This is a genomic window from Saccharomonospora marina XMU15, from assembly GCF_000244955.1.
GTDB classification, from domain to species: Bacteria; Actinomycetota; Actinomycetes; order Mycobacteriales; family Pseudonocardiaceae; genus Saccharomonospora_A; species Saccharomonospora_A marina.
Genome location: NZ_CM001439.1, coordinates 481,352 through 507,534, shown reverse-complemented (window position 1 = coordinate 507,534; position 26,183 = coordinate 481,352). Strand labels below are relative to the sequence as shown.

Genomic DNA, 26,183 nt, shown 5'->3' with positions numbered 1-26,183 from the left:
CAACGTCCGGTTCGCGGCGAACCCGACGCCCGCGACGGCACCGAACCGTCGAACGCGACAAGTGTTTCCACGAGTCACCAAGAGGTAGTCCCCGTGTATTCGTTACTTCCCGCTCGGCCGACCGCGCCCGGCCGTGACGGGGCCTGGCCCCGGTGCCGCACTGCCCCAGCGGTACCGGGGCCCCACCCGGGCGCGCGCATGGCACTTCCGCTCACCGCGCCGAGCAGGCAGGCCATTCCGATGCGCGCCTGAGCCGGTGGGCGTTCCCGGCATGGCGAGGGGCGATGCCGGGAACGGCCCACGGCGCCCGTGCCCACCCCCGGGCACGGCCAGGAGCCGGTGTGCCGAATGCCGACCGTCGTTTTCCCTGGAGTGACGGCAGGAGTCCCCGCATTCGGCACACCGGCTCTTCACGGGTCAGGTCACGGCCAGCTCGGCGACGCCTTCACCACCACGGCCACCACGCACCGCCGCCACGGCGAGACTGAGTCTGCGCACTGCCTCGACCAGCGACCGAGGCTGCTGTGCGAACGGAAGCCGAAGCCAACGCTCGAGGCCGCCGTGCACGGCGAACCGGGAGGCGGGCGCGAGCCGCACGCCGTGGTTGACGGCGGCCACGCTCAGCCTCGTGCTCATCGGCTCCGGCAACCTGCACCACAGCGAAAGCCCGCCCTCCGGCAAGCGCACGGTCCAGTCGGGGCAGTGGCTGCCGAGTGCGTCGAGCAGCGTGTCGCGGGCGGCACGGGTCTGCTCCCGGCGACGCCGTAACAGAGCGCCTTCGTCACCGAGCAGTTCGGCGAGCACGAGCTGATCGAGCACCGGCGAACCGAGATCGGAGGTGAACCTGGCGGCCGCGAACCGGTCGATCATGTCCTCGGCGGCCCGCAACCAGCCCAGGCGCAGGCCGCCCCAGTAGGCCTTGGAGGCGGAGCCGACGGTGATGGCCGCCTCGCCCGCGAACGCGGCGAGCGGGGGTGGGCCGTCGAGCGGGTCGGCTTCCAGGTCCAGCTCCACCAGTGTCTCGTCCACCACGACCGGGGTCCGCCAGCGGGCGAGCACCGTGCCGAGGTGTTGCCGGGTGGACAGGTCCATCCGCAGGCCGGTGGGGTTCTGGAAGTCGGCGACAAGGTAGGCCAGCCGTGGCGCCGCCTGCCTGATCGCCGCCTCGATGCCCGCCACGTCCCAGCCTCGGTGGGGGTCGAGCGCCACCGGGACCGGACGCGCGTGCACCGACCGCACGGCTTCGATCGAGTTCGGGTACGTGGGCTGTTCCACGAGCACCCGATCGCCGGGGCCGGTGAGCAGGCGCAGCGCCAGCACGAAAGCGTGGTGCGCACCATTGGTGATCATGACCTGCGCGGGGTTGGTCGGCAGACCTCTCGCCGTGTAGCGCTGCGCGATGCGTTCGCGCAACACCGTGAGCCCGCACATGTTGTAGCCGTCGTCGAGCAACTCGTCGGTGAGCCTGCCGCGGGCGGCGTCCACGGCGGCCATGATCCCTGCCCCCGCGGCCGGGGAGGCACGGGCGAGGTCGATGAGGTCCAGCCGCTGTGGCGGAGCAGCGGCCGCTTCCCTGCCCGACGGCGCCGTTATCCACGACCCCGCACCCCTTCGGCTGGCGACGAAACCACCTTCGCGTAGCCGTTGCAGCGCGGCACCCACGAGAGTGCGGCTGACGCCCAGTGCCGAGGCCAGTTGCCGCTCCGCGGGCAGCCTCGTGCCCAGCGGCAGTTGGCCGTCCAGTACCTGCAACTCGACGGCGGCCGCCAGGTCGGCTGCTCCACTGCGGGAACCACCCTGGCGCCAATCGCCCAGCAGCGTCGCCAATCGGACGGCCGATATCCCACCGGCCGGAGGAAGGTGACCAACACCGCTACACATAGAGGCCAATTCTTCACGATTGGCTATGGTTCGGCGAGCCAAAGCTGGCGATAGTTTGCTGGTGGCTCACGTCGATCTGCATCCGGTCCCGGTCGCCAACGACCCCACCCGCCGCCTCGGCCAACTACTCGCCGGTCTGCTGCTCTACGGCACGAGCATGGCGATGATGACCAGGTCCGGCCTCGGCCTGAACCCGTGGGACGTGCTGCACGAGGGAGTCGCGGGCCGCACCGGACTCACCTTCGGCACGGTGACGGCGGTGACAGCCGTGGCCGTGCTGTTGCTGTGGGTGCCACTTCGCCAGCGGCCCGGGATCGGCACGATCGCCAACGTGGTGGTCATCTCGGTGACCGTCGACCTGGTCCGGCTGGTGTTGCCGGACCAAGACGTGTTCGCGTGGCAGGCGGCGCTGCTCCTCGGCGGGATCGTGCTGAACGGGCTCGCCACCGCCGCCTACGTCGGTGCCAGGCTCGGCCCCGGTCCCCGCGACGGATTGATGACCGGGCTGGCCGCCCGCACGGGCTGGTCCGTACGAATTGTTCGCACCTTGATCGAAGTGACCGTGCTCGCGATCGGCTGGCTGCTCGGCGGCACGGTCGGAGTCGGTACAGTGCTCTACGCGCTCGCCATCGGACCGCTAACACAGGCGTTCCTGCCGCTCGTCACCTACCGGAAGCGGTGAGGGACACCGGTGCGGCCCGTGCTTGGCCGCTGGCTACTGTCGGGATGTGCCACGAATCGAGATCGCTGAGCGAGCGGGCGTCGGTCTCGCCGGAGACGAGCGGCCCAGCGAGGACTACGTGGTGCGCACCGGCAACGCCGTCGCGCTGCTCGACGGCGCCACCGAGTTCCGCGCGAACCTGCCAAGTGGTGGCTGGTACGCCTGCCGCCTCGCCCGCAGGGTCGAGGCCAACCTCGGCAGCGCACCGCAGCGGGAGCTGGCGGAGATCCTCGCCGACTCCATCCGCGAGGTGGCGGCCGAGCACGACCTGCGGCCCCGCGACTGCCCCTCCAGCACGGTGGCCATGCTCCGCTGGAGCACGCGAACCGTGGACGCGCTCGTGCTGGCCGACAGCCCGGTCGTCGTGTTCACCCCCTCCGGGCCCGACGTGCTCAGCGACACCCGGCTGACGCGGCTTCGCGACAGCGGAGTCCTTCGAACGCGCGCCGACGTCAACCGGCTCCGCAATGCCTCGGGCGGATTCTGGGTCGCCGAGGCGGACCCGACGGCGGCCGAGCAGGCACTGCGCCGAAGCTGGCCGCGCGAGCAGGTGGAGGCCGTACTGCTGGCGACCGACGGTGTCTCGGTCGGTGTCGACACCTACGGCGTGCTCGACTGGCCTGGGATGCTCGCACTGGCCCGCGAACAAGGAACCGCGGGTGTGCTCGACACGGTGCGGGCGGCCGAACTGTCCGACCCGCACGGGAAGCGGTGGCCGCGCGTGAAGCGCCACGACGACCAGGCGCTGGCCCTGATCGACTTCGCCTGACAAGTCCGGGAACGATCAGGGTCGTCCCTGATCACAACCGGGTCGTACGCGGCAACGCTGGAGATATGCCGCAACGGGGGGTCGAAACCGCCGCGCTACGCTCGGCGGCTCGCACACGCACCTGGACGCTCACCGCATCGCTGAGTCTGGGCTGGGCGCTGTTCACACTCACCGTGCTGCACGCCGTCAGCGGGTTTCATCCGCTGCTGGACCCGGTCAGCCGGTACGCGTTCACCGAACGAGGCGGCGGGATGCTGGAGGCCAGCCTGCTGTCCTTCGCCATCGGCGTGCTAGCCGTCAGCGCGGCACTGCGGTGCAGCGGGATCGCGTTCGGCCGCACGGCGAGCGTCCTCGCCGGGGCCACGGCGCTCGGCCTGGTAGCGGCCGCGCTGTTCCCCGCCACCTTCACCTCCGACATCGACCCCGTGAGCGGACGGATCCACCAGTACGCCAGCCTCGTGGCCTTCCTGTGCCTACCCGCACTCGCCTGGACCCTCGCCGAACGGGCCCGCGAGGTGCCCGCGTTGGCGACGACCGGGGCCGCGCTCGCGCGGCTGTGCCAGGCCGGTATCGGCAGCCTCGCGGTGTTCGGGCTCAGCTATGTCGGCGACACCCTGCCACCGGACTCCGTCGTCTCCGCGCTGGCGGTCGCGCTGCCCGTCGGCATGACGCAACGCCTCGTCTTCCTCGTCGACTTCGCTCTGCTCGCGGCCCTGCTGGTACTGGCCAACCGGGCGGCGAGGCTGCCGCAGCCGCTGCGTGGCTGCTACGTTCGTTCGAACGAACGAGAGGATTGGCGGCCATGCACGACGTCGCTTTCACCGGACTGCGCAGGCAGGCGGAACTCCTAGCGCAGGGCAGGCTCAGTTCGGTGGAACTGACCGCGGCGGCGCTGGATGCCGTCGAGGCGACTCGGGACAGCCTCAACGCGTTCCGGTTCCTCCGGCCCGAAGCGGCGATGCGCGAGGCCGCCGAGGCCGACTCACGCAGGGCACGGGGCGAGCACGCACCGCTGCTCGGGGTACCGGTCGCCATCAAGGACGACACCGACATCGCTGGACTGCCCACGGCGTTCGGCTGCCCTGGCGAGTTCGAGGTGCGTGGCGCCGACGCCGAGGTCGTCACCAGACTCAAGAACGCCGGTGCCGTGATCGTCGGCAAGACGAACACACCGGAGATCGGGCAGTGGCCGTTCACCGAAGGTCCGGCGTTCGGAATCACCCGCAACCCGTGGAACCCGGAGTACTCACCGGGCGGTTCGTCGGGTGGCTCGGCCGCCGCGGTCGCGGCGGGCATCGTCGCAGGCGCGCTCGGGTCCGACGGTGCGGGTTCGGTACGCATCCCCTCGGCGTGGACCAATCTGGTCGGCATCAAGACTCCACGCGGACTGGTGCCGACCGCGCCGGAGCGGGAACTCTTCCACGGCCTCACCGTGTTCGGCCCGCTGGCACGAACCGTGGGCGACGCGGCGCTGCTCCTCGACGTCGTCGCGGGCACGGGCAGCCGCTTCCGCGACGCCGCGGGTCAACGCCCCGCCAACCTGCGCATCGGGGTTTCGTTGCGTCCCGCCTTCACCGGCATGAGCACGCCGCTGGACGGGCAGGTGCGCGCCGCGGTGGAGGGCCTCGCGGGCGTGCTCGCCGAGTTGGGTCACCAGGTGGTGGAAGCCGAACCGAGGTTCGGGCTGCTGGGCCTCGACTTCCTGCCACGCTCGCTCACCGGTGTGGCCGACTGGGTGGACCGGGTACCGCGACCGGAGTTGCTCGATCCCCGCACACTCGGCAACCGGCGCACCGGCTCATGGCTGCGGCCCACGCTCGGCCTCGCCAGGCGAGCGGAGCCGCATTTCCGTAGGCGGGTGGGTGCGGTGTTCACCGACGTGGATGTCCTCCTCGCACCCACTACCGCCACACCACCGCCGAGAGCGGGACACTTCGTCGGGATGCCGAACTGGCGCACCGACCGGGAGATCATCGCCGCCTGCCCCTACACCTGGCCGTGGAACGTGCTCGGCTGGCCTGCCGTGAACGTGCCCGCGGGCTTCACCCGGGAAGGTCTGCCCGTCGGTGCTCAACTCATGGGTCCGAACTCCTCGCAAGACCTGCTGCTGAAGCTGGCGGCCCAGCTCGAGGACGCCCTGCGCTGGTACGAGCGTCGGCCATGAGCACCAGGGAGGCCATCCTGCGCGCGACGTTGCGCGTGGTCGGCGAGCACGGCGTCGCCGGGTTGACCAACCGCCGGATCGTCGCGCGAGCAGGCATTTCGCTCGGTTCGCTCACCTACCACTTCCCGAGCCAGACCACGCTGCTGCGGGAGGCGATGCTGCTGTTCGCCGACGAGGAGGCCCGCAGACTTGCCGAGCTGGCGCGGCAGCACGACGCGGCCGGACTCACCGTGGAGCAGGCGGCCGAGGTGGTGGCCGACGTGCTCGGGCGGCTACCGGCGAGTGTGGAGGAGATCGCCGCGCTGGAGCTGTACCTGCAGGCAGGCCGGGACGCCTCGTTGCGGGATGCGGCACGGCGCTGCTTCGCCGCGTACGAGGAATTGGCCGAGGCGGTGCTGCGCGCGCTCGGCGTGCCACGACCGCGGCAGCTGGCCGGGCCGGTCGTCGCGTTGCTCGCGGGGTTGCAGCTTCGCGGCCTCGCCACCGGCGAAGCGCACACCACCTCCACGGCAGAGGCACTGACGATGCTGGTGAGGGGCGGTCAGGAGCATTCCCGGGACGCCGGCGACACACCCGGACGTACGCGAAGAGTGCATCGGTGACGAACTCCGAGTAGCGATCACGTCACGGGCGTGTGCATCATCAGGTGTGGGCTGGTTGGACTCGGCGACGGATCGTTCCGCACGCCGCTGGTTGAGCAGGCTGGGCGAGGACCTGCACAGCGGCTGGGACGCGCTCGCCCAACCCGCCGTACGCAGGCAGTTCGACCGCCATCTCGAGGGTGTTGTGGAAACCGTCGCGGAACGCGAACGCGATCTCGACCGCGCCGTCCCCGCGAGCCAACTCGTGTTGCTGGCTTCCCACGCCTACGACATCAGGTCGCGGGCGCTGCGGGAAGGTTGGCAACCACCTCGGACAGCGGCCGAATGGAGCCAGGACGAGTGGTACGGACTACGCCTGCTCGCCTGCTACGAACTCGCTTCCAGAGAACCCAAGGGACCCAAACGGCCGCGTCGTTACGGCGACTGGTCCTCGATCGTCGGGCTCATCCGGGGGTCACGGCCGTGCTGACCGGGCACCGGAGTCACCACTGGACCACGTTGCAGTTGGGTGTTGGTGCTGGCCGAAGGACGGTTGGTCGTCCGGTTGAACCGCTCGTCGGCCGCCCTGCTGTCGTGGATCTGCGACACCACGGCCATGGTCACGGCGTGCACCAGCGCCAGCAGCAGCAACAACACGCCGAGGTTGCCCACGATGGAGCGCATCGGGTCACCGAAGTCGAAGTCCAATACGGACAGCAACGCCAAGAACCCGAACATCACCAGGTGGAACAGCACGGTGACCAGTGACGCCATCGAGCCGACCTGCTCGCCTTCGGTGTCTACGTCGGACAAGTACCGCTTTCCGCTGTGGTAAAGCAGCTGCCCATCTGCGACGATCATGACCAGGCCCAGGCCGATGAACGCCAGGTAAGCGTCGGTAGCCACCTCAGCCTCCTTTCTGCGTGACAAGAAGCCACTGACGTTGCGTACCCAAGCGCCTGCGGGGAGAAACCGCGCGTGTAGGGCTCCCGCCGAGTGGGTAACAGCCTCTAGCAAGACCGACATCGATTCCCGCGGGAGCAGCCGTGAACGCATTCAGCCCGACCGCTCCGAGCCAGAACCCCCGGCCGGTCCTGCCCTACACCGAGGAACCCGACCCGGAGCAGCGGCGCAGGGCGGTACGCGCCGTCGCCTCGGCTGCCGCGGACGCCCAGGACTGCGCCGAGTTGCTGGAAGCGCTCGGTCTCGCCCCCGAGGAAGGCAGGCAGGTGCCCTCCCAGCGCGGTCACTGACCCGCGCAACGCTTCTGTGTGGCAGGCAGAGCAGGCGCAAAGGACCGCACGAGGCGCTGCCGGGGAAACACCCGACCGCGCGGCTCGCAGCGGGCTGCGCGGTCGGTCACCTACCGGCAAGCACGCAACAGGACATCCAGCATCTTCACGGGGTCGTACAGCACGCGGGCGCCGTCGGTCACGACGCGGCGGGTGCCGGGATCGATCGGATCGACACTCGCCCAGCGGGTGACTCGCCGAATGACGTCCAGAATCTCGTCGGCACGCTCAACCGAGACCACGGCCGAGCCGGGTACTGGCGCCTACGACGCCCGGCGCAGCTCCTCGTGACCCGACGGCGGCTCGGCGCAGCCGCACCCGCCCTCGATGCTGTGGCATTCGATCACGAGCGTGTGCCGCACGATGTCACCGTCGACGCAGCCCTGGTCGGTGCAGTCGACCTCACCGTTGCTGTGCAGCACCAGCGTGCCGTGGCAATGGTCGAATCCGCTCCGGCAACTCGCACACGTCATGCGCTCTTGGTACCACCCGGCACTGACCCGACCGCGGACGACACGCGGGGGTAACTCCGGCGTCGGCGAGGCGAAGGCTTGACGACCAGGGACAAGACGGATGTACCGTTTCCTTGAAGTGGCATTTCTGTTCCGTGAAGCGGAAAGCAGGTGGGCGACGATGCTCGACGCGGCGGTGCGCGCCGCGCTGGCCTCCGCGGTCGGGGAAGACAACATCGTCTCCGACCCGGTGGGGCTACGCAGCTACGAGTGCGACGGGCTCACCGGCTTTCGCCAGGTGCCCGGCCTGGTCGTGCTGCCGCTGGACACGGCGGGTGTGGCCGCCGCGGTGCGGGCCTGCCACGAGCACGGGGTGCCCTTCGTCGCGCGGGGAGCGGGCACCGGCCTCTCCGGTGGCGCGCTGCCGGTCGCCGACGGGGTGGTGATCTCGCTGCAGCGGCTTCGCCGCGTGCTGGAGGTCGACCCGATCGACCGGCGCGCGGTGCTGCAACCCGGTGTGACGAACCTGGACATCACCAAGGCCGCCGCGCCGTTCGGGCTCTACTACGCGCCCGATCCCTCCAGCCAGCAGGTGTGCACCATCGGCGGCAACGTGGCGGAGAACTCCGGCGGCGCGCACTGCCTGAAGTACGGCTTCACCACCAACCACGTGCTGGAACTGACCGTCGTGCTGCCGGACGGCGAGGTCGTCACCCTCGGCGGCGACACCGCCGAACAACTCGGCCCCGACCTGCGAGGGGTCTTCATCGGCTCGGAAGGCACGCTGGGCATCGCCTGCGAGATCACCGTGCGGCTGCTGCGCGTTCCGCAGACCGTGCGCACGCTGCTCGCGGACTTCCCCTCGGTGACCGAGGCGGGCGAGGTGGTCAGCGACATCGTGGCCGCCGGTATCGTGCCCGCCGCCGTGGAGATGATGGACAACCTCGCCATCCAGGCGGCGGAACAGGCGGTGGGAGCCGGTTACACGCTGGACACCCCGGCCGCGCTCGTCGTGGAACTGGACGGCCCGGCCGCCGAGTGCGGCGAGCAGTTCGAGCAGGTCAAGGCCATCTGCGAACGGCACGGCTGTACCCGGCTGCACATCGCTGGTGACGCGGCGGAACGCGCCAAGATCTGGAAGGGCCGAAAGGCGGCGTTCGCGGCGGTGGGCCGGATCAGTCCCGACTACATCGTGCAGGACGGCGTGGTGCCGAGGACGCGACTCGCCGAGGTGCTCGGCCGCATCGAGGACATGGGCGGCGCCGCCGGGCTGCGGGTGGCCAACGTCTTCCACGCCGGAGACGGCAACCTGCACCCGCTGGTGCTGTTCGACGAGTCGGCGGGCGAGTTGGATCGCGCGGAACAGCTGTCCAAGGAGATCGCCGAGTTGTGTGTGGAGTTGGGCGGCTCGCTGTCGGGTGAGCACGGCATCGGCACCGACAAGGCGTGCTCCATGCCCACGATGTTCTCCAGCGACGACCTCGCGACGATGGACCGGGTCCGCTCGGCGTTCGACCCGGCGGGGCTGTGCAATCCTGGGAAGCTGCTGCCGACCCCTCGGCTGTGCGGCGAAGCCCCCGGCCGCTACCGGCCGCACCCGCTGGAGGAGGCTGGGGTGATCGAACGGCTATGACGGCCACCATGCTGGCACCGACCGACCTGCGCGAGGCCCACGAGGCCATGGCGAGCACGGTGGGGACGGTGCGAATCCAGGGCGCGGGCACCGCCGACACCTGGGCAGGCGCACCGCTTCCGACCGACGCCGTGCTGGACACCACGCGCATGCGCGGTGTGTTGACCTACAACCCGGCGGACATGACCGTCGCCGTGCGGGCAGGCACACCGCTGCGTGAGCTGCAGGCCGAACTCGCGGCAGGCGGGCAGCGGGTGGCGTTCGACCCCGCCCGCGTGATGCGGGGCGCCACGGTGGGCGGGCTGATCGCCACCGCGGACTCCGGCCCGCTCGCGCTGGCCTACGGCTCGATGCGCGACCTGGTGATCGGCGCGACGGTGGTGCTCGCCGACGGCACCGTCGCCAGGACCGGCGGGCACGTCATCAAGAACGTCGCCGGGTACGACCTCGCCAAGCTGCTGCACGGCTCGTACGGCAACTTCGGCCTGCTCACCGATGTGGTGCTGCGGCTGCACCCGATACCGGAACGGACACTGACCGTCCGCCTCGACTGCGCGCTCGACACCGCGGCCGAGCGGGCGGCGACGGTACTGGCGGGCGCGCTCGAGCCCGTCTGCCTGGAGTGGGCCGACGGCATGCTGCTGGTCCGGGTGGAGGGAACGCGGGAAGGCGCCGAGGCACGGGCCGAGGAGTTGGCCAGGTCCCTGGCAGGCACGGTGCTGGAAGAGGACGACGCGGAATCGGCGTGGGCACGGCACGCCGAACTGGTCGACGACGCCTCGGTACGCATCGGTTGCCGTCCGAGCAGGCTGCCGGGCGTGCTGGCCAACTGCGGCGGCACCGCCACGGCCGGGCTCGGCACGGGTATCGGCACCGTCACCGTGCCCGACTCCGGCGTCGGGGAGGTGCACGAGATCGTCTCGGCCGCCGGTGGCACGTCGGTGACACGACGACGCCCACCGCGGCCCACGCCTTCCTGGGGAGGGCGCCCTTCCGCGATCAGCGTGCTGCGAGCGCTGAAGGACAAACTGGACCCCGACCGCAGGCTCAGCCCGGGCCGGTTCGAGTCCTGGTTCGACGGTGAATTCGATGGCAGGGAGGCGACCTCGTGACGGAGTCGAGCTTCGACGCACACAAACCGCCGCCGCGGGAACTGCTCGACGACTGCGTGCATTGTGGCTTCTGCCTGCCTACCTGCCCGACGTACCAGTTGTGGGGCGAGGAGATGGACTCGCCTCGCGGCCGCATCTACCTGATGGATCTGGCGCAGCGCGGCGAGATCGGGCTCGAGGGGGCGTTCACCCAGCACATCGATGCCTGCCTCGGTTGCATGGCATGCGTGACCTCGTGTCCCTCCGGGGTGCAGTACGACAGGTTGCTCGAGGCCACGCGCCCGCAGATCGAACGCAACGTGCCCCGCTCGCGCTCCGACCGGCTGTTCCGCGACGCGATCTTCGCGCTGTTCCCCTACCGGCGGCGGCTTCGCGTTGCGGCGGTGTTCGGTCTGGCCTACCAGAAGCTGCGGCTGGAACGGCTGGCGCAGCGGGTGCTGCCGCCCCGGCTGCGGGCGACGCAGGCACTGCTGCCCTCGGTGCGGCTGCGTGAGGCGTTCGCGTCGCTGCCGCGAAGGGTTCCCGCGAGCGGTGAGCGGCGGCGCCGGGTCGCGATGCTGTCCGGTTGCGTGCAGGACGTCTTCTTCCACGAGGTCAACGCCGCGGCGCAGCGGGTGCTGGCGGCCGAGGGCTGCGAGGTGCTGACGCCCAGGCGGCAGGGTTGCTGCGGCGCTCTCGGTCTGCACGCCGGGCGCGAGGAGCACGCCGTCCGAAACGCCAAGCGCACCATCGAGACGTTCGAGAAGCTGGCCGTGGACAACGTGGTCGTCAACGTCGCGGGCTGTGGCTCCTCGATGAAGGAGTACGGCGCATTGCTCGACGACGATCCGGCCTGGGCAGACCGGGCGGCCGACTTCAGCGCGAAGGTTCGTGACATCACCGAGCTACTCGCCGAGTTGGAGCCGCGTGCGCAGCGCAAGCCGATCAACGCGAAGGTCGCCTACCACGACGCCTGCCATCTCGGTCATGCGCAGGGTGTGCGTGAGCAGCCCAGAGCGGTGCTGCGGACGATACCGGGGCTGGAACTCCTGGAACTGCCCGAGGCGGAGATCTGCTGTGGCTCGGCAGGCATCTACAACCTCATCCAGCCCGAGCCCGCCGCCGAGCTCGGCGAGCGCAAGGCCCGAAACATCCGCTCGGTGAAGCCGGACCTGCTGGTGACCGCCAATCCAGGGTGCCTGCTGCAGATCGGCAGGTACCTCGACGGCGACGTGCCCTTGCTGCATCCGGTGCAGTTGCTGGACGCCGCCATCGAGGCCCCACGCTGATCGCCGCTCACGTCACGGCATGGCCACCGCGCCTTGCGCAGGCAGGGACACCCTGGCCGGTGTCGGCCCGCAGGTAGTGCCGTGAGGCGAACCCGTCGCGGCCGTCGACCGTGCCGCGCAGCCACCTGGTTTCGCCGTTGACAGCGGTTCCGCTTCGCCAGCAGGTCACCGCGAAGGTCTGCCCTTCCCCGATGCGGCCGATCCTGGCGCAGTGCACGGCGGGGCAGGCTCGCACGTTCAGCCCCTCGTCTCCGGTGCCCCGCACGCGGTAGTCGGCCTCGACACGCTCGGCCGGAAGGCCTGGGCCTTGAACCGCGGGCTCGGGGGTTCCTGCCTCGGTGACTCTTGGCGCGGGGACGGCGGTGAGGACGACCGCCAGCACTCCGGCGACGCCCGCGACCGCCAGCAGCAGCCGGACCAGCACTCCAAGTCGCAACGACACGAACACGGTCGACCTCCTCCACTCGACGGGCTCGGTCAGTCGCCGTCGGATTCAGCGCCGCGTTCGCTCGGTAACTCCTTGGCTGGCTCCTTCTCCTGGCGGGTGAAGTAGACGGGACTGGTCGATGAAGTGTGGCCGAGGCGCGCACATCGACGCAATTCCCATAATGAAAATCCCAAAACAATTGCCTCGGTCGGCCTAGCACCGCGTCCAGCCCGGGATGCTGCGTGTAGCACTGCCGGCCTGATCACTAGGCCATTCGAGTTGTCGTGCCAATGCGGACGGGGTACCGTCCGCGGCACCCGCGCGAGGCTGCCATAGGATTTCAGGCTGGGAATCCCAAGCTGAACATCCCGTTGACGCTCAACCACAGGCAGGCGAGGTCACATGACGGTTCAGGGCCCGGTCGTTCCCCGGCGCCGCATCGCACACGAACTGCGTCGGCTACGCGAGGAGTCGGGCCACACGCTCGAAGAGGTCGCGGCCGAACTCATGATCTCCACCTCCAAGCTGTCCAGGCTGGAGAACGCGCAGGGCAACCCCCGGCCCCGCGACGTTCGCGATCTCATCCGGCTGTACGGCGTCGAGGGAACGGGAGTCGCGGAAAAGCTGCACCACTGGACGAAGGCGGCACAGCGAGACGTCTGGTGGTCCCACCGAGACATCTCCAAGCAACTGAGCACCCGGCTCGCCTACGAATCCGAGGCCACGACCGTGCGCATCTACACCATTCCGATGGTGCCGGTGCTGCTGCAGACGGCCGATTACTCCCGCGCCTTCTACCTGGCCAACGAACCGTCGTTGACGGCAAGGCAGATCGACGAATACGTCGATATCAGGCAACACCGGCAAAAGGCACTCCGCGGCCGGGAAACAATGCCACCGCTGGAGTTCATCGCGGTCATGCACGAGTCGGCGCTGTACCAGATAGTGGGCTCCAACGCCGTGATGCGGGACCAGTTGTCGCAGCTCATCGAGCGTTCCACCGCGCCGAACATCGACCTTAGGGTGTTGCCCTTCTCGGCACCGCCGCTGTTCACCAACTCCTGCACCTACGGCTACTACGAATTCGACGAACCGCTCGACCACGACGTGGTCGGCATCGAGAACCACGCCGGTATGCAACACCTCGAGGACCCGCAAACCGTAAAACGCTACCGCGGCTATCACGACAATCTGCACCGCCATTCGCTGAACCAGGACGAAACCCGCCAGCTCATTCGCGCGGTACTCGCCGAACGCTATTCCTGACCGGCGAGGGACGCGAACACGATAAACGACCGCGCCGCCCGGCTAGGCTGGTCGCCATGTGCGCACATCGGGTTTTCGCCGCGGTCTACGACAGGATGTCCGAGCCGATGGAGCGGGAGGTGCTCGGCGAGCGCAGGCGACGGCTGCTGTCTGACATCACCGGGCAGGTGCTCGACATCGGTGCGGGCACGGGCGCGAACCTGCCGCACCTGCGGCGCGCGGAACGCATCGTCGCGGCGGAGCCGGACGCGGCGATGCGGACGCGGCTGAACAGCCGGCTCGGTCGGGCACACGCGCCGGTGGAGGTCAGCACCGCTGCGGCCGAAGACCTGCCGTTCGACGACACGACCTTCGACGCGGTGGTGTTCACACTTGTGCTGTGCACGGTCGCCGACCCGGCGAAAGCGCTCGCGGAGGCCCGCCGGGTGCTGCGCCCTGCAGGCAGGATCGTGGTGCTGGAACACGTGCGCGGCAGCGGGAACCGCGCACGCTGGCAGGACCGGCTGGCCCCGGCGTGGTCGTACTTCGCCGCGGGCTGCAAGCCCAACAGGGACACCAGAGCCACCATCGAACGCGCGGGGTTCACCTTCGACGAGGTGAGCGAATCCGAGCCATTCCCGCGCTGGGTGCTGACCAGGACGGTGTTGGAGGCAACCGCGCGGCCGTAGCGGCGGAGCCGCTAGTACCGGGCGGGCGCCATCCGCGTCGTGCTCATGACGTGCTGCACGAGCGTGATCAGCACCTGCTTGGTGGACTCGCGGTCACGGGCGTCGCACAGCAGCAGCGGCACCGACTGGTCGACGTCCAGCGCGCCCCTGACCTCCTCGGTCCCGTACCGGTAGGCACCGTCGAAGCAGTTCACGCCCACCACGAACGGCAGCCCTCTGCGCTCGAAGAAGTCCACGGCCGGAAAGCAGCTGTCCAGCCGGCGGGTGTCGGCGAGCACCACGGCACCGAGCGCGCCCTGCGCCAGCTCGTCCCACATGAACCAGAACCGGTCCTGCCCCGGGGTGCCGAACAGGTAGAGGATCAGGTCCTGGCTGATCGTGATGCGGCCGAAGTCCAGTGCCACGGTGGTGGTGTTCTTCCGCTCGACACCGGAGAGGTCGTCCACCCCCTCGGACGCGGAGGTGAGCATCTCCTCGGTGCGCAGTGGCGGTACCTCACTGACCGAGGCGACCATCGTTGTCTTGCCGACCCCGAATCCACCGGCGATCAGCAGCTTCACGGCGGTCGCGGTCAACCGCCGCCGGTCGTCAAAGTTTCCGGATGCCATCGAGAACCGCCTGCAGTACTTGTTGGTCAGGGACTTCGCTCGGAGGCGCAGCTCTGCGGAAGATCACGTAATTCTGCTCGATCAAATCACTGAGTAGAACCTTTACCACAGGCAGGGGTAGATCGACATGGGCGCCGACCTCGGCTACCGACATCGGCCGCTGGCACAGCCGGACAATCTTGGCGTACTCGGTCGGTAGCGTCGCCGCCTCCGAGGGAGGTTGCATCGACACCACCAGCGTCATCATGTCGAGGCCGAAGTTGTCGGACCGGGTACGTCCGCCCGTGACCGCGTACGGCCGCACGAGCGGACCCGCCGCTTCGTCGAACCAAGCCTCGTCGTGCTCACTCATGTCACACTGTGTTGCTCAACCCTGGGAGCCGCGCTCAACACGGCTCCGACCCGCTTGACCATCATGTTCATCGCGTAGGCGACCATGCCCATGTCGGTGCTCTCCGACGTCAGTAGCGCGAGACAGGCACCTCTGCCCGCCGAGGTCACGAACAGGAACGCGTGGTCCATTTCCACCACCGTCTGGCGCACCTGTCCGCCACCGAAGTGACGGCCCGTTCCCTTCGCCAGGCTCTGGAACGCCGAGGCCACGGCGGAGAGGTGCTCGCCGTCCTGCTCGGAGAGGTTGCTGGATCGGCCGATGAGCAGGCCGTCCGACGACAGCACAACGGCGCGGTCGGCACCGGCGACCTGACGGATCAGGTCGTCGAGCAGCCAGTCGAGTTCGTTCGCTCCGGAGTTCGCCATGGTGTTCAGTCTCCACGAATGTCGTCGCGGCCAGGTTCCTGCTGACGGGCCTGCCGCGTTCCTCGCTGGAAGGCGGCAAGTCTGCTTCGGGCCTGCTCCGGGGATTCGGATGCCGGTTCGGCGTGCTCGATGTTCGGTGCCTCGTCCTGAAGCTGCGGAGCGAGGTTCTGCTGCCGGCGGCGCCTGGGCAGCGGTGGCCTGCCCGCGGGCATCGATCCGCCCTGCTGCGGTGGCGCGGGGTGCGGTGGCGCGGGGTGCGGTGGCGTGGGCTCAGGTGGCCGTGGGTCGCGGGGCCGCGGTTGCTGCTGACCTGGCTCCGGCTGCCTGCTCTCCGGCTGCCTCGACCGCGGGGGGTACGGCTCCTGGGCGGGAGCGAGGGTTCGTGTCGCCTCGCCGTTGCCGGGGGCGCCGTTTTGCACAGCCGTCGCCTCGGACCGCTGCCTGGGCCTGCGGCGGGCGGCGAGTGTCGACTGCTGTCGCGGCACGACGTCCTCGATCGCGGGCCCGCTTTCCTCCGGCTCGGGAAGCTGGCTGAGCAACTCCGAACGCACCAGCACGATGGCTCGCGTGCCACCGTAGGCGGACTCGCGCAGGGTCACCCTGATCCCGTGCTTAGCCGCCAGCCGCGCGACCACGAACAGCCCCAGCCTCGGTTCCTCGGACAGCGCCATGAAGCTGAAGTCCGGCGGGTTGGCCAGCATCTCGTTCAGTTCGGCCAGATGGTCCGGTTCGATGCCCAGCCCCTGGTCCTCCACCTCGATGACCACACCGCGGCCGACCACTTCCCCCCTGATCTCGACGTGAGCTTGCGGTGGTGAGAACGAGGTCGCGTTGTCGAGGAGTTCGGCGAGCAGGTGCACGAGGTCGCCGACGACGGGGCCGGTGACGGCCACCGCGGGCATCTTGCCGACGCTGACCCGCTTGTACTCCTCGGTCTCGGCCGTGGCGCCCCGGGTGAGGTCGGCCAGCGCCACCGGGTTGCGCCACTGCCTTCCCGGCTGCTCGCCACCGAGAATGATCAGGTTCTCCGCGTTGCGCCGCGCGCGGGTGGACAGGTGGTCGAGCCTGAACAGCATGTCCAGCTGGTCGGGGTCCTCCTGCTTGCGCTCGGCCGCGTCGAGGGCCTGCAGCTGCCGGTGCACGATGACCTGACTGCGGTGCGCGATGTTGAGGAAGACGCGCTTGGTGCCCTCCCTGGTCTTGGCCTCCTCCACGGCGGCGGCGATGGCAGTCTGCTGTGCCGTGTTGAAGGCGTCGGCGACCTGGCCGATCTCGTCGGTGCCGTGATCGAGGAACGAGACCTCGCGCTCGAGGTCGACCGGTTCCCCCGACCTGACCCGCTCGACCAGCCTCGGCATCTGTTCCTCGGCCATGTCGAGCGTTTCTTCTCGAAGCGTGGTGAGCCGGTTGACGAGCCGGTTCGACAACCGCCATGCGATCAGCAACGCGACGGCGGCCACCGCCAGCACCGCGCCTGCCGCGATGATGGACGTCACCAGCGTCTGATCGGCCTCGTCGAGTGCCAGGTTCGTGGCGTTGGTGCTCTGCTGAACGTAGAGCATCCACAGCTTCGCGCCGACGTCACGGGCGGCCTCCCGCCACTGCGACTCCGGTACCGGCAGTTGAGTCTGGTTGCCCCGCAGGAACGCGTTCTCGACCGTGGTCAGCCGTTCCCAGGCGTCGCTGGCGATGAGCTGCTCGTACTGCTGGCGCACCGGCGGGATCATGTCCGGCACCGCGGACGCCAGCGCCGAGTGGTAGGCGCCCACCTGCTCGATGTAGGTGCGGAATTCCTGCTCGGTCAGTCCGCCACCGGACACGCCCGCGGCCGCGAGGGCGTCGCCGCGGGACATGCCGTCGGCACTGGTGAACAGCGGCATCGCGATCAGCCGCTTGTAGGCTGTCTCGGCGTTCGGCGTCGTCTGCGCCACGCCGTTGAGCCCGGTGGTGAACTGGTCGATGATCCCGTTGAAGAAGTCGTAGGCCTCCTGCAGGGACGCCTCCCCCGCGTCGACCTGCTGCCGAAACCGCGGCAACATCGCGAACTGCTTCTGGGTGGCGGCGATGCTCGCCTTCACGTTGTCCGGCGCGTCACCGGTCATGCCCTGCAACTCCGCGGCCGTCGCGGCCGCGGTCGCGTTGGTCTGCTCGCGCAGTTGTTCGAGTTCCGTTCGCACCGACCCCGGGTTCGCCAACTCCTGCAGCGTGAGCCTGCGCTCCTCGCGAACGGCGGCGAAGAAGCGGCCCGCGGGTTCGGCCGAGTCGTGGATCTTGGTAGCGAAGGTGCGCACCTGGATGGCGTCGTAGATCAGGTAACTGGCGAGCGCGACCCCGGACAGCAGGAAGATGGCGCTTGGCACGAACGCGATGGCCAGCACCTTCGCACGGATCGACGAACGTCCACGACGTGACCCGGTCTTCTTCTTCAACACCGCGCTCAAGGCCCTTTCAGCGACAGGTTCGTTCGGGTCCCCGCACCCGGTGCTCCGACATCGCACCGCTAAGCCGCCGCTTAGCCAGGGCAGGTTATTCAGCGACACCTGGGTGAGTCAATATGTCCGACTCGGCGACTGAAACGCCGGCATCGGTCGACGAGGCCCGTCTCGTAGGCGACTATCGTGAGCCCGCACTCTATTGGTGAGATCGCGGCAGGCAAAGGCCGATGTGACATGCGTCTTGCGACCGTCTCTTCCCTGGCCGGTAACTCCGGGGGTGGCGCCCGCGATAACTCCTGCGACAAGTCGCAGGCGCAGGAGGCGGTTTCGATGCTCAAGCGCGCCGCGAGAATGAGCTTTCCGCAGCGAATGTTCCTGCTCCTCCTCGCGCTCGCCTTCGCGACCACCGCCGTACTGCAGGCGCTGCTCGCCGTGTCGGTGTCGGAGTGGTGGCCCGTCGTGCTCGCCGCGCTGCTCGCACTCGCCGCCACCTGGTGCCTGGCCACGGCGGCACGGGCCTGGGACCGCGACCGGCGGCGACGGCTGAGGTGAACCAACTCACAGCCACGCCCCTTCGGCCGCCAACCGCTGCCGTAACCTGCGCAACGACCGCGACCGCCTCCGCTGCACCGCGCCCGCCGAGATCCCGAGCCGGGCCGCCAGTTCCCTGCGGGGCAACCCTGGCTCGAAGGCGATCAGCTCCACCAGCGTCCGCTCCGGCAGCGGCAGCCGGGAGACCATTGTCCACAACATACGGTCGCGGTCGGTCAATAACCAACTGTCCTCCGTGGATGGTGCGCTGGGACACCAGTGCTCCGCGGCGACCTCCGAGGCGACCTCCCGGGCCCGCCTGCGCGCCAGCCGTCCGGCCTGCCTGCTCACCGCGGTACTCAACCAGCGCGGTAGGCAGGCGGGGTCCCTGATCGTGTCCACGTTGGCGAGCAGCAGCAACCAGCCGTCCTGCACCGCGTCCAGTTGGTCCTCCCGGTCAGGCAGCCGACGGCGTGCGGCCGTCAGCGCCACCGGCGCCAGCCTGGCGACCAGGTCGGCATCGACACGTGGTCCGTTCATGCCCGTCAGACCGGCCCACCACACAGGGCGGATTCACGTCACGTCACATTCGCGTAGGACTACGCAGTCGCGGGCAGGCTAGCGCTGCTTGCGGATGCTGTAGGGCAGCACCGAGTTGGCCACCAGCGCCTCCGCGTCGAGCGTGGCGGGCTGGTACGCGAGGCCGGGAAGCCGCTCGATCATGTGGCCGGTCGGGTTCTCGACGTGGTCGGCGCGACCGAACAGGAACCCCCAGTCGAACTCGTCGGAACCGTAGTAGGCCACGGTGTCGAAGATGTCGCTGAACCGGCCCCAGGCGCGCCGCAGCATCGCGTTCAGCCACAACGTCGGGCAGCCGACCTGCGACGACACCACGCCGCCCTCGGTCAGCGCGGCGCGGCAGTGGCGCAGGAACTCGGTGCCGAACAGCCGGTTGTGCTGCGAAGCGTCCTCCCGCTCCCCCGGCAGGTCCGCCACGATGATGTCGTAGCGCTCGCCGCCGGATTCGGCCGCGCGGCGCACGAACTCCCAGCCGTCCGCGTAGTGCATCCGCACCGGACCTTCACCGCGCACCGCGCGGTCCAGCTCCTCGGGCGTGTAGCCGTAGGGCAGGTGCTCCGCACAGCGCTGGACCACCTCGGCGTCGATGTCGACATGGTCGACGTGGGTCGCGCCCGCCGCGACGGCGAGTTGGCTGATGACGCCCTCGCTGGAGCCGATCGCCAGCACGCGGTCCACCCGCCGAGCGAGCAGCAGCGCGGGCACGAACAGTGCCTCGTGATAGTGCAGTTGCGCGAGTTCGGTGCTCTGCGGATCGTTGTCGCAGAACAGCGAGATCCCCTGGGAGGTCTTGGCGATCACGGCGTGCTGGTACTCGGTATCGCCCTCCCACAGCACTTCCGGCAGTTCCCACACCTGAGCCAGGCCCGGAACCAGCGGTTCGATCAGCTCGCGCAACTACCCTCTCCTTCGGTCGGCTGTGCTCGATACGGCTGTCCGCCGCACCATAGTCAGCGCCGCGGTGTCTCGCCCGCGCCGGGCAGCCGCGACCTGCCCTGCCACGCGCGTTCCCGCAGCACGTACTTCTGGATCTTGCCCGTGGAGGTCTTGGGCAGTTCACCGAACACGACCGACTTCGGGGCCTTGAAGTGCGCCAGCCGCTCGCGGACGTGGGCGATCAGCTCGGACTCCGACACCGAGGCACCTTCGTGCACCGTCACGTAGGCGGCGGGCACCTCGCCCCAGTGGTCGTCCGGAACGGCGATCACCGCGACCTCGAACACCGCCGGATGCTCGGCGATGGCCTGCTCCACCTCCACGGAGGCGATGTTCTCGCCACCGGAGATGATCACGTCCTTGCTGCGGTCACGAAGCTCCACGTAACCGTCCGGATGTCGCACACCGAGGTCTCCGGTGCGAAACCAACCGTCCGGCGCGGCCTGCCGCGTGGCTTCCTCGTCGCGGAAGTAGCCGAGCATCACGTTGTTGCCACGCAACGCGATCTGGCCGACCGACTCGCCGTCGGCGGGCACGTCGGTGCCGTCGTCAGCCACCACACGCACCTGGCAGGAGATCATGTTGCCCACACCCTGCCGTGCCTTGAGCCTCGCCTGCTCTTCGGCGGCGAGCGCGTTCCACTCCGGACGCCAGTCACAGACCATCGCGGGACCGAAGGTCTCGGTCAGCCCGTACAGGTGAGTGACGTCGAAGCCCAGTTCCCCCATCCGCCGCAGGATCGCGGGCGTCGGTGGAGCCCCGCCCGTGGCCACCCGGACCGTGCGCTCCAGCGGAGCGGCCTGCTCGGCGTAGGCGAGCATCGACAGCACCGTCGGCGCCCCTTCCAGGTGCGTGACGCCCTCCTGCCGCAGCAGCCGCCAGACCTCGGCAGGCTCGACCTTGGGCAGGCACACGTGCGTGGCCGCCGCGGCGGTGACCGCCCACGGGAAGCACCAGCCGTTGCAGTGGAACATCGGCAACGTCCACAGGTGCACCGCCGACGGCGACAACCCGGTGTGCGCCACCATCGCCAGCGCCTGCAGGTAGGCGCCCCGGTGGTGATACATCACGCCCTTGGGCCTGCCCGTGGTGCCGGAGGTGTAGTTGATGGACAGCAGCGCACGCTCGTCGGCCGGGGTACGTGCCATCGGCTCGGCACCGGCGAGCAGCTGCTCGTACTCCTCACCGGCGCGGATCACGACAGGTGGTTCGGCGAGTTCGCCGCGCGCCTGGGCGACCAGGTCGTCGAACGCCGGATCGTGCACGAGCACCCGCGCGCCGCAGTGTTCGAGGATGTATGCCACCTCGCGGGCGGAAAGCCGGGTGTTCACCGCCACCAGTGGCACTCCCGCCCACGGCACCCCGAAGTTGGCCTCCAGCAGCACGTGTGTGTTCGCAGCGAGCACCGCCACCGGACGACCCTCGGCCGGCGCGGCGAGGCCACCCGCGAGGCGGCGGCAGCGGTCGTGCAGTTGCGTGTAGGTCCAGCGGTGCTCGCCGTCGACGACCGCGGTTCGGCTGCCGTGCGCCGCGGCGGCCCTGTCCAGGTACGACACCGGCGTCAGCGGTTCGAACGAGAGGTCACCCGTCATGGGGCAAGCTTGGTTCGCGGTCCTCGCGGCGGTCAACCGCGCGCCCGCCTCAGCCCTCGGCCACCAGCGGTTCCAGCGCCAGATCCGGGTGGTGGCGCAGCAGGATGCGCATCGCCATCTCGTCGTCGAACAGGGCGAGGTCGACGCCGTCCGTGCGCGTCAGCACCTCGCTGCGACGCCCGGAGTCGACCAGCGAGCGCTGTGCGGGGTCGGCGAGCCTGCGCGCCGCGGTGTAGGGCAGCCGATCCAGCCGCACCGGGCAGGAGAACTCGTGTTCCAGCCGGTGCGCGGCCACCTCGAACTGCATCGGCCCCACCGCCGCGAACACCGGCGCGGCGTCGCCCCGCAGGTCGGAGGTGAGCACCTGCACCACCCCCTCGGAGCCGAGCTGGTCCACACCCTTGCGAAACTGCTTGGCGCGGCTGAGGTCGGTGGGTCGCGCCACCGCGAAGTGCGCTGGCGCGAAGCTGGGCAGACCGGGAAAGCGGACGGCGGGCTTTCCCGCGTAGAGGGTGTCGCCGACCCGCAACGCGGAGGCGTTCACCAGTCCGATCACATCGCCGGGGTAAGCGGTGTCCACTGTGGAGCGCTGCTGTCCGAAGACCTGCTGGGCGTACTTGGTGGCGAAGGGTCGCTTCGTGGTGGCGTTGGTCACCACCATCCCGCGCTCGAAGACGCCGGAGCACACCCGCGCGAACGCCACCTGGTCGCGGTGGGCGCGATCCATGCCGGTCTGCACCTTGAACACGAACGCGGAGAAGTCGGCGTCCAGCGGGCGGGGCTCGCCGTCGGCGTCGAGTCGCGGGGTCGGCCTCGGCGCGAGCTCCACCAGCAGGTCCAGCAGGTGTCGCACCCCGACGTTGAGCACCGCGGCCCCGAACAGCATCGGGGTCGCCTCCCCCGCCAGGAATCGCTGGGCGTCGAACTCGCCGCCGGATTCCGCGAGCAGTTCAAGTTCCTCGCCCGCGCGCACCCAGTCCTCACCGGCCTCGGCCTCGGCGGCGGCCGAGCTCAGCCGTTCCTCGGCCGCGACCGTGGCGCCGCCCGCCGTGCGCTGGTAGCGCACGAACGAGCCGTCGGCGACGTCGAGCACACCGCGAAAGTGACCGGCCTCACCCACCGGCCAGGTCAGCGGCATCGGCTGCAGCCCGATGCGTTCCACCAACTCGTCGCACAGCTCAAGCGCCTCGCGGCCGGGCCGGTCCCACTTGTTCACGAACGTCAGCACGGGGATGCCCCGGTGCCTGCACACGTCGAACAGCTTCAGCGTCTGCGGCTCCAGCCCCTTGGCGGCGTCCAGCAGCATCACCGCCGAGTCCACCGCCGAAAGCACCCGGTAGGTGTCCTCGGAGAAGTCCGCGTGGCCGGGGGTGTCGAGCAGGTTGATCACGGTGTCTCGGTAGGAGAACTGCAACGCGGCTGAGGTGATGGAGATCCCACGGGCCTTTTCCAGCTCCAGCCAGTCGGAGACCACGCCACGGCGCCCGCCCTTGCCGTGCACCGCACCGGCGTCGGAGATCACCCGCGCATGCAGCGCCAGCGCCTCGGTCAGCGTCGATTTGCCTGCGTCGGGGTGGCTGATCACCGCGAAGGAGCGTCTGCGGCCTGCCTCCGCGAGCACGCCGTCGCCCGTGGTCATCACGCCGGCCTGTAACTGAGTTCACGCATATACCACGACTCTACCGTTACGTCACGGTACCTTCGCACTGGATGGGGGCTCGCAACTCCGCGGCGAACGCCTCGGCCGTCTCCAGTCGCTCCCGCAGTTCGGCGCAGCGTCGCTGCGCGATCTCGGCGTAGTGGCGCAGCCGTCGCGCGTGCTCCGGGTGCAGTTCACCGCGACCGTGGTCGTGCAGGAGCAGCAGCACCTCGCGCATCTCGTCGAGTTGGAAGCCCAGCGGCTTCATCCGCTTGACCAGGTCGAGCCGTGCGACGTCCGGCTCGGTGTAGAGCCGGAACCCGCCCTGGCTACGGGCACTCGGCTCCACGAGGCCGACTTCCTCGTAGTAGCGGATGGTGCGCAGGGACAGTCCCGTGCGAGCGGCCACCTCGCCGATTCGCATGTGCTCGCTCACGATCGTCACGGTACCGGCTCGGTGACACTGCGTGCAGGGTGTCCACACGCGACCGACCAGCGGAAAACCTTCCCTAACGTCACGGTAGGCTTGCTCGTCGTGAGTACAGCGCACTTCGCCACCGTGGAGGCATACAACGCCGCGCACCCGGACTGCCCGCTGCCGACCCAGGCACCCGGGCGCAACGGACTGCGCGGTTATCACGCCGCGATGCGAGGTGTCACCGACGATGTCGCCGACACCGGCGCGTCGCTGACCGTGGAGTTCCTTCCCGGTGGCGCGCCCTCGCCCGAGGGGCCCGACCGGGTCGGCACCGTGGTCGCGACCCGCTGGGGCGAGGGGCCGGTGCTCGTGCTCGCCGAGGCGGTGTCGTTGCGCGCGGCATGGGAGGCCGTCAAGCGGCACTGGCCCACCCGGCTCTCCGAGGTCCGTGCCGCGCTCTCCGACCTCGGCACGAGCTAGGTACAGCTAGGCGGGCCGGGTCACCACCGGCAGCGCCGAGGGCCCGCGCAGGTTGATACGACCGTTCCACGTCACCTCGCCGTCCAGGGCCAGATCCCCGAACCTGCTCACCATGCGCTCGAACACCACGCTCGCCTCCAGCCTCGCCAGCGACGCGCCGAGGCAGTGGTGCACACCGGAGCCGAACGAGAGGTGGTTGCGCGCGCCCTCCCGGTCCAGCCGCAGCGAGTCGGCGTCCTCGCCCCACTGGCGCTCGTCGCGGTTGGCGGAGGCGAGGATCGCGAGCACGAACGTGCCCTTGGGGATCTCGACGCCACCGATCGTGGTGGGCTCCAGCGTGATCCGCCTGCTCTCCTGCACCGGGCTGTCGTAGCGCAGCATCTCCTCCACCGCGTTCGGCACCAGGCCGGGGTCGGCCCGCAGCGCGGCGAACTGGTCCGGGTGGCGCAGCAGCGCGAGCGTGCCGCCGGAGATGAGGTTCACCGTGGTCTCGTGCCCGGCGATGTAGAGCAGTAGGACCTGGGCGATCAGCTCCTCGTCGCTGAGGACGTCGCCGTCCTCCTCGGCGTTGATGAGAGCGGTGAGCAGGTCGTCGGCGGGGTTGCGGCGCTTCCAGGCGATCATGTCGGCGGCGATGCCGCTCAGTTCCTGGTACGCGGAGTCGATGGCGCGCAGCACGTCGGGGTCGAGCACCGGCTCCAGCGAGCGCACGACCATGCCGCTGAGGTCGCGTACGCGCTCGTGGTCGGTGGGCGGGGTGCCGAGCATTTCCGCGATCACCGCGAACGGCAGCGGGAAGGCCAAAGCGGGCACCAGGTCCACCCGCCGCGCGGCGGCCATCTCGTCCAGCATGTCGTCGACGAGTTCGGTGATTCGTGGCCGCAGCGCACGCACGGCCTTCGGAGTGAACGCCTTGGCCACCAACCTGCGCAGCCTGGTGTGGTCGGGCGGGTCACGGTCCAACATGGACAGCCCGTCGGCGCGGGGCGAGCGGTCGCCGTAGACCTCTTCACGGAGTTGGCTCAGCGGGCCAGGGTTGACGTTGCGCTCCTCCACCGAGGAGCTCGAGCGCAGCAGGGCCGAGACGTCGGCGTAGCGGGTAAGCACCCAGAACCCCAGCGGATGCTCGTACACCGGCGCGCTCTCGCGCAGCCGGGCGTACTGCGGGTAGGGGTCGGCGGTGAACCCCTCGGCGAACGGATCGAACAGCGGAGCCTCGCCCGCGGCGACAGTGCCCTCGGTCATGACATCCCCTCCGTATGTCACATACACTGTGTATGTGAATAGACTCAGAGTATGACAGGCGTCAAGAGCCGCCGGGAGCTGTACTCCGAGGCCACCCGCGCCGCCGTGCTGGAACAGGCGACGGCGTTGTTCGCCGAGCGCGGGTACGCGGGCACGCTGCTGGAGGACGTGGCCGCGGCCGCGCAGGTCACCAGGGGCGCGGTGTACCACCACTTCGCGGGCAAGCAGGCGCTGTTCGAGGCGGTGTTGGACGAGCAGGAGTCGCGGATGATGGCAGCCGTGCGGGCCGCGGCGACCTCGCCCGATCCCTGGCAAGCCGCGATGCAGGCGCTCGACGCCTTTCTGGACAGGTGCTGCGAGCCGGTCTACGGCAGGCTGTGCTGGCAGGAGGCCCCGACGGCGCTGGGCTTTCAGCGCTGGCAGGAGTACGAGCAGAAGTACGCCTACGGACTCGTGGCGGGCTTCATCGAGAACCTGCGCGAATCCGGCGGCATCGAGACGGCGGCCACGCTGGAGACCACAGTGGACTTCTGCTTCTGGATGCTGGGCGGAGCGGGACTGGCACTGGTGAACACCCCGGAAACCGACAAGCAACGAGTGCGCGACGAATGGGGCCGACTCATGCAACGCGCTCTCGCGGGCCTACGCCCCTGAGCCCGGCGATCAGCCGGGGCGCACCAGGAACCGCACGGGTTCACGCCTCGAATTGACTTGGTCATGGGTGAGG

General features: G+C 69.6%; 30 protein-coding genes. 15 read left to right on the top strand and 15 right to left on the bottom strand.

What is annotated here, in order from left to right:
- Positions 1-417: 417 nt before the first annotated feature.
- On the bottom strand, positions 418-1,881 hold the full coding sequence (yczR, locus tag SACMADRAFT_RS02345) for a MocR-like transcription factor YczR (RefSeq protein WP_009152173.1): 1,464 nt from the start codon (positions 1,879-1,881) through the stop codon (positions 418-420).
- A gap of 58 nt (positions 1,882-1,939) precedes the next feature.
- Here yczR and yczE point away from each other — a divergent pair, with 58 nt between their 5' ends.
- From yczE to SACMADRAFT_RS02315, 6 genes are all read left to right on the top strand, one after another.
- On the top strand, positions 1,940-2,563 hold the full coding sequence (gene yczE, locus SACMADRAFT_RS02340) for a membrane protein YczE (protein WP_040926034.1): 624 nt from the start codon (positions 1,940-1,942) through the stop codon (positions 2,561-2,563).
- A gap of 46 nt (positions 2,564-2,609) precedes the next feature.
- Positions 2,610-3,371 (top strand): protein phosphatase 2C domain-containing protein, encoded by a 762-nt coding sequence (locus SACMADRAFT_RS02335; RefSeq protein ID WP_009152171.1) that lies wholly within the window; start codon positions 2,610-2,612, stop codon positions 3,369-3,371.
- Between the two features lie 65 nt (positions 3,372-3,436).
- Complete coding sequence (locus tag SACMADRAFT_RS02330) at positions 3,437-4,222, top strand: DUF998 domain-containing protein (protein WP_009152170.1); 786 nt, start codon at positions 3,437-3,439, stop codon at positions 4,220-4,222.
- Positions 4,174-5,535, top strand: coding sequence for an amidase (locus tag SACMADRAFT_RS02325; protein WP_009152169.1), 1,362 nt, complete (start codon positions 4,174-4,176; stop codon positions 5,533-5,535). The genes SACMADRAFT_RS02330 and SACMADRAFT_RS02325 overlap by 49 nt, the downstream gene beginning before the upstream one ends.
- The gene (locus SACMADRAFT_RS02320; RefSeq protein ID WP_009152168.1) at positions 5,532-6,137 is read left to right on the top strand and encodes a TetR/AcrR family transcriptional regulator; all 606 of its coding nucleotides are present in this window, start codon (positions 5,532-5,534) and stop codon (positions 6,135-6,137) included. The genes SACMADRAFT_RS02325 and SACMADRAFT_RS02320 overlap by 4 nt, the downstream gene beginning before the upstream one ends.
- A 55-nt stretch (positions 6,138-6,192) precedes the next feature.
- Complete coding sequence (locus SACMADRAFT_RS02315; protein WP_009152167.1) at positions 6,193-6,606, top strand: DUF6401 family natural product biosynthesis protein; 414 nt, start codon at positions 6,193-6,195, stop codon at positions 6,604-6,606.
- Here SACMADRAFT_RS02315 and SACMADRAFT_RS02310 read toward each other — a convergent pair.
- Positions 6,552-7,022, bottom strand: a complete 471-nt coding sequence (locus tag SACMADRAFT_RS02310; RefSeq protein ID WP_009152166.1) for a hypothetical protein — start codon at positions 7,020-7,022, stop codon at positions 6,552-6,554. The genes SACMADRAFT_RS02315 and SACMADRAFT_RS02310 overlap by 55 nt on opposite strands.
- 140 nt (positions 7,023-7,162) lie before the next feature.
- Here SACMADRAFT_RS02310 and SACMADRAFT_RS02305 point away from each other — a divergent pair, with 140 nt between their 5' ends.
- The gene (locus SACMADRAFT_RS02305) at positions 7,163-7,369 is read left to right on the top strand and encodes a hypothetical protein (protein WP_009152165.1); all 207 of its coding nucleotides are present in this window, start codon (positions 7,163-7,165) and stop codon (positions 7,367-7,369) included.
- 110 nt (positions 7,370-7,479) lie between these two features.
- Here the strand turns inward: SACMADRAFT_RS02305 and SACMADRAFT_RS29795 are convergent, their stop codons facing one another.
- Together SACMADRAFT_RS29795 and SACMADRAFT_RS02300 are read right to left on the bottom strand one after the other, a co-directional pair.
- Positions 7,480-7,650, bottom strand: coding sequence for a hypothetical protein (locus SACMADRAFT_RS29795; RefSeq protein WP_198285922.1), 171 nt, complete (start codon positions 7,648-7,650; stop codon positions 7,480-7,482).
- Between the two features lie 21 nt (positions 7,651-7,671).
- On the bottom strand, positions 7,672-7,881 hold the full coding sequence (locus SACMADRAFT_RS02300) for a hypothetical protein (RefSeq protein WP_009152164.1): 210 nt from the start codon (positions 7,879-7,881) through the stop codon (positions 7,672-7,674).
- Between the two features lie 160 nt (positions 7,882-8,041).
- On the opposite strand from SACMADRAFT_RS02300, the gene SACMADRAFT_RS02295 reads away from it, so the two are divergent.
- The 3 genes from SACMADRAFT_RS02295 to SACMADRAFT_RS02285 are packed head-to-tail and all read left to right on the top strand — an operon-like array spanning position 8,042 to position 11,873.
- Positions 8,042-9,493 carry an FAD-linked oxidase C-terminal domain-containing protein gene (locus SACMADRAFT_RS02295; RefSeq protein ID WP_009152163.1) on the top strand — a complete coding sequence of 484 codons (1,452 nt, stop codon included), beginning with the start codon at positions 8,042-8,044 and terminating at the stop codon, positions 9,491-9,493.
- A complete protein-coding gene (locus SACMADRAFT_RS02290) occupies positions 9,490-10,605 on the top strand; it encodes an FAD-binding oxidoreductase (protein ID WP_009152162.1) in 1,116 nt (371 codons plus the stop codon). The genes SACMADRAFT_RS02295 and SACMADRAFT_RS02290 overlap by 4 nt, the downstream gene beginning before the upstream one ends.
- Positions 10,602-11,873 carry a (Fe-S)-binding protein gene (locus tag SACMADRAFT_RS02285; protein ID WP_009152161.1) on the top strand — a complete coding sequence of 424 codons (1,272 nt, stop codon included), beginning with the start codon at positions 10,602-10,604 and terminating at the stop codon, positions 11,871-11,873. Before SACMADRAFT_RS02290 ends, SACMADRAFT_RS02285 begins: the two co-directional genes overlap by 4 nt.
- 7 nt (positions 11,874-11,880) lie before the next feature.
- Here the strand turns inward: SACMADRAFT_RS02285 and SACMADRAFT_RS02280 are convergent, their stop codons facing one another.
- Positions 11,881-12,321, bottom strand: coding sequence for an SH3 domain-containing protein (locus SACMADRAFT_RS02280; RefSeq protein ID WP_009152160.1), 441 nt, complete (start codon positions 12,319-12,321; stop codon positions 11,881-11,883).
- Positions 12,322-12,702: 381 nt separating this feature from the next.
- On the opposite strand from SACMADRAFT_RS02280, the gene SACMADRAFT_RS02275 reads away from it, so the two are divergent.
- Together SACMADRAFT_RS02275 and SACMADRAFT_RS02270 are read left to right on the top strand one after the other, a co-directional pair.
- Positions 12,703-13,566, top strand: a complete 864-nt coding sequence (locus tag SACMADRAFT_RS02275; protein ID WP_009152159.1) for a helix-turn-helix domain-containing protein — start codon at positions 12,703-12,705, stop codon at positions 13,564-13,566.
- Between the two features lie 56 nt (positions 13,567-13,622).
- Complete coding sequence (locus tag SACMADRAFT_RS02270; protein WP_009152158.1) at positions 13,623-14,234, top strand: class I SAM-dependent methyltransferase; 612 nt, start codon at positions 13,623-13,625, stop codon at positions 14,232-14,234.
- 11 nt (positions 14,235-14,245) lie between these two features.
- Here SACMADRAFT_RS02270 and SACMADRAFT_RS02265 read toward each other — a convergent pair whose 3' ends face one another.
- The 4 genes from SACMADRAFT_RS02265 to SACMADRAFT_RS02250 are packed head-to-tail and all read right to left on the bottom strand — an operon-like array spanning position 14,246 to position 18,033.
- The gene (locus SACMADRAFT_RS02265; protein WP_009152157.1) at positions 14,246-14,842 is read right to left on the bottom strand and encodes a GTP-binding protein; all 597 of its coding nucleotides are present in this window, start codon (positions 14,840-14,842) and stop codon (positions 14,246-14,248) included.
- A complete protein-coding gene (locus tag SACMADRAFT_RS02260; RefSeq protein ID WP_009152156.1) occupies positions 14,823-15,194 on the bottom strand; it encodes a DUF742 domain-containing protein in 372 nt (123 codons plus the stop codon). Before SACMADRAFT_RS02260 ends, SACMADRAFT_RS02265 begins: the two co-directional genes overlap by 20 nt.
- Positions 15,191-15,601: a roadblock/LC7 domain-containing protein gene (locus tag SACMADRAFT_RS02255; RefSeq protein WP_009152155.1), complete on the bottom strand. Its 411-nt coding sequence runs from the start codon at positions 15,599-15,601 to the stop codon at positions 15,191-15,193. Before SACMADRAFT_RS02255 ends, SACMADRAFT_RS02260 begins: the two co-directional genes overlap by 4 nt.
- 5 nt (positions 15,602-15,606) lie before the next feature.
- Positions 15,607-18,033: a sensor histidine kinase gene (locus tag SACMADRAFT_RS02250; protein ID WP_232285653.1), complete on the bottom strand. Its 2,427-nt coding sequence runs from the start codon at positions 18,031-18,033 to the stop codon at positions 15,607-15,609.
- Between the two features lie 237 nt (positions 18,034-18,270).
- On the opposite strand from SACMADRAFT_RS02250, the gene SACMADRAFT_RS02245 reads away from it, so the two are divergent.
- Entirely contained in the window at positions 18,271-18,588 is a 318-nt protein-coding gene (locus SACMADRAFT_RS02245; RefSeq protein ID WP_232285533.1) for a hypothetical protein, read from the top strand.
- 6 nt (positions 18,589-18,594) lie between these two features.
- On the opposite strand, the gene SACMADRAFT_RS02240 is transcribed toward SACMADRAFT_RS02245, so the two are convergent.
- The 5 genes from SACMADRAFT_RS02240 to SACMADRAFT_RS02220 form a co-directional block, all read right to left on the bottom strand.
- Complete coding sequence (locus SACMADRAFT_RS02240) at positions 18,595-19,107, bottom strand: sigma-70 family RNA polymerase sigma factor (RefSeq protein WP_050998053.1); 513 nt, start codon at positions 19,105-19,107, stop codon at positions 18,595-18,597.
- 78 nt (positions 19,108-19,185) lie between these two features.
- The gene (locus SACMADRAFT_RS02235; RefSeq protein ID WP_009152151.1) at positions 19,186-20,043 is read right to left on the bottom strand and encodes a spermidine synthase; all 858 of its coding nucleotides are present in this window, start codon (positions 20,041-20,043) and stop codon (positions 19,186-19,188) included.
- Positions 20,044-20,096: 53 nt separating this feature from the next.
- Positions 20,097-21,674 carry an acyl--CoA ligase family protein gene (locus SACMADRAFT_RS02230; protein WP_009152150.1) on the bottom strand — a complete coding sequence of 526 codons (1,578 nt, stop codon included), beginning with the start codon at positions 21,672-21,674 and terminating at the stop codon, positions 20,097-20,099.
- A 49-nt stretch (positions 21,675-21,723) separates the two neighbouring features.
- Positions 21,724-23,313, bottom strand: coding sequence for a peptide chain release factor 3 (locus SACMADRAFT_RS02225; protein ID WP_009152149.1), 1,590 nt, complete (start codon positions 23,311-23,313; stop codon positions 21,724-21,726).
- 46 nt (positions 23,314-23,359) lie between these two features.
- Positions 23,360-23,737 (bottom strand): MerR family transcriptional regulator, encoded by a 378-nt coding sequence (locus tag SACMADRAFT_RS02220; RefSeq protein WP_050998308.1) that lies wholly within the window; start codon positions 23,735-23,737, stop codon positions 23,360-23,362.
- A gap of 111 nt (positions 23,738-23,848) precedes the next feature.
- Between SACMADRAFT_RS02220 and SACMADRAFT_RS02215 the strand changes: the two genes are divergently transcribed.
- Complete coding sequence (locus SACMADRAFT_RS02215; protein WP_009152147.1) at positions 23,849-24,211, top strand: hypothetical protein; 363 nt, start codon at positions 23,849-23,851, stop codon at positions 24,209-24,211.
- Between the two features lie 6 nt (positions 24,212-24,217).
- On the opposite strand, the gene SACMADRAFT_RS02210 is transcribed toward SACMADRAFT_RS02215, so the two are convergent.
- Complete coding sequence (locus SACMADRAFT_RS02210) at positions 24,218-25,456, bottom strand: cytochrome P450 (protein WP_009152146.1); 1,239 nt, start codon at positions 25,454-25,456, stop codon at positions 24,218-24,220.
- Between the two features lie 51 nt (positions 25,457-25,507).
- On the opposite strand from SACMADRAFT_RS02210, the gene SACMADRAFT_RS02205 reads away from it, so the two are divergent.
- Complete coding sequence (locus SACMADRAFT_RS02205; RefSeq protein ID WP_009152145.1) at positions 25,508-26,110, top strand: TetR/AcrR family transcriptional regulator; 603 nt, start codon at positions 25,508-25,510, stop codon at positions 26,108-26,110.
- Positions 26,111-26,183: the final 73 nt, after the last annotated feature.

Coding starts and splice junctions, on each gene's coding strand:
- SACMADRAFT_RS02255 (WP_009152155.1), bottom strand. CDS start 15,601: ATGGCGAACTCCGGAGCGAACGAACTCGACTGGCTGCTCGACGACCTG.
- SACMADRAFT_RS02240 (WP_050998053.1), bottom strand. CDS start 19,107: ATGAACGGACCACGTGTCGATGCCGACCTGGTCGCCAGGCTGGCGCCG.
- SACMADRAFT_RS02210 (WP_009152146.1), bottom strand. CDS start 25,456: ATGACCGAGGGCACTGTCGCCGCGGGCGAGGCTCCGCTGTTCGATCCG.
- SACMADRAFT_RS02275 (WP_009152159.1), top strand. CDS start 12,703: ATGACGGTTCAGGGCCCGGTCGTTCCCCGGCGCCGCATCGCACACGAA.
- SACMADRAFT_RS02320 (WP_009152168.1), top strand. CDS start 5,532: ATGAGCACCAGGGAGGCCATCCTGCGCGCGACGTTGCGCGTGGTCGGC.
- SACMADRAFT_RS02220 (WP_050998308.1), bottom strand. CDS start 23,737: ATGCGAATCGGCGAGGTGGCCGCTCGCACGGGACTGTCCCTGCGCACC.
- SACMADRAFT_RS02205 (WP_009152145.1), top strand. CDS start 25,508: ATGACAGGCGTCAAGAGCCGCCGGGAGCTGTACTCCGAGGCCACCCGC.
- SACMADRAFT_RS02230 (WP_009152150.1), bottom strand. CDS start 21,674: ATGACGGGTGACCTCTCGTTCGAACCGCTGACGCCGGTGTCGTACCTG.
- SACMADRAFT_RS02225 (WP_009152149.1), bottom strand. CDS start 23,313: ATGACCACGGGCGACGGCGTGCTCGCGGAGGCAGGCCGCAGACGCTCC.
- SACMADRAFT_RS02265 (WP_009152157.1), bottom strand. CDS start 14,842: ATGGCATCCGGAAACTTTGACGACCGGCGGCGGTTGACCGCGACCGCC.
- SACMADRAFT_RS02290 (WP_009152162.1), top strand. CDS start 9,490: ATGACGGCCACCATGCTGGCACCGACCGACCTGCGCGAGGCCCACGAG.
- SACMADRAFT_RS02330 (WP_009152170.1), top strand. CDS start 3,437: ATGCCGCAACGGGGGGTCGAAACCGCCGCGCTACGCTCGGCGGCTCGC.
- SACMADRAFT_RS02245 (WP_232285533.1), top strand. CDS start 18,271: ATGCGTCTTGCGACCGTCTCTTCCCTGGCCGGTAACTCCGGGGGTGGC.
- SACMADRAFT_RS02295 (WP_009152163.1), top strand. CDS start 8,042: ATGCTCGACGCGGCGGTGCGCGCCGCGCTGGCCTCCGCGGTCGGGGAA.
- SACMADRAFT_RS02260 (WP_009152156.1), bottom strand. CDS start 15,194: ATGAGTGAGCACGACGAGGCTTGGTTCGACGAAGCGGCGGGTCCGCTC.
- SACMADRAFT_RS02325 (WP_009152169.1), top strand. CDS start 4,174: ATGCACGACGTCGCTTTCACCGGACTGCGCAGGCAGGCGGAACTCCTA.
- yczR (WP_009152173.1), bottom strand. CDS start 1,881: ATGTGTAGCGGTGTTGGTCACCTTCCTCCGGCCGGTGGGATATCGGCC.
- SACMADRAFT_RS02300 (WP_009152164.1), bottom strand. CDS start 7,881: ATGACGTGTGCGAGTTGCCGGAGCGGATTCGACCATTGCCACGGCACG.
- SACMADRAFT_RS02270 (WP_009152158.1), top strand. CDS start 13,623: ATGTGCGCACATCGGGTTTTCGCCGCGGTCTACGACAGGATGTCCGAG.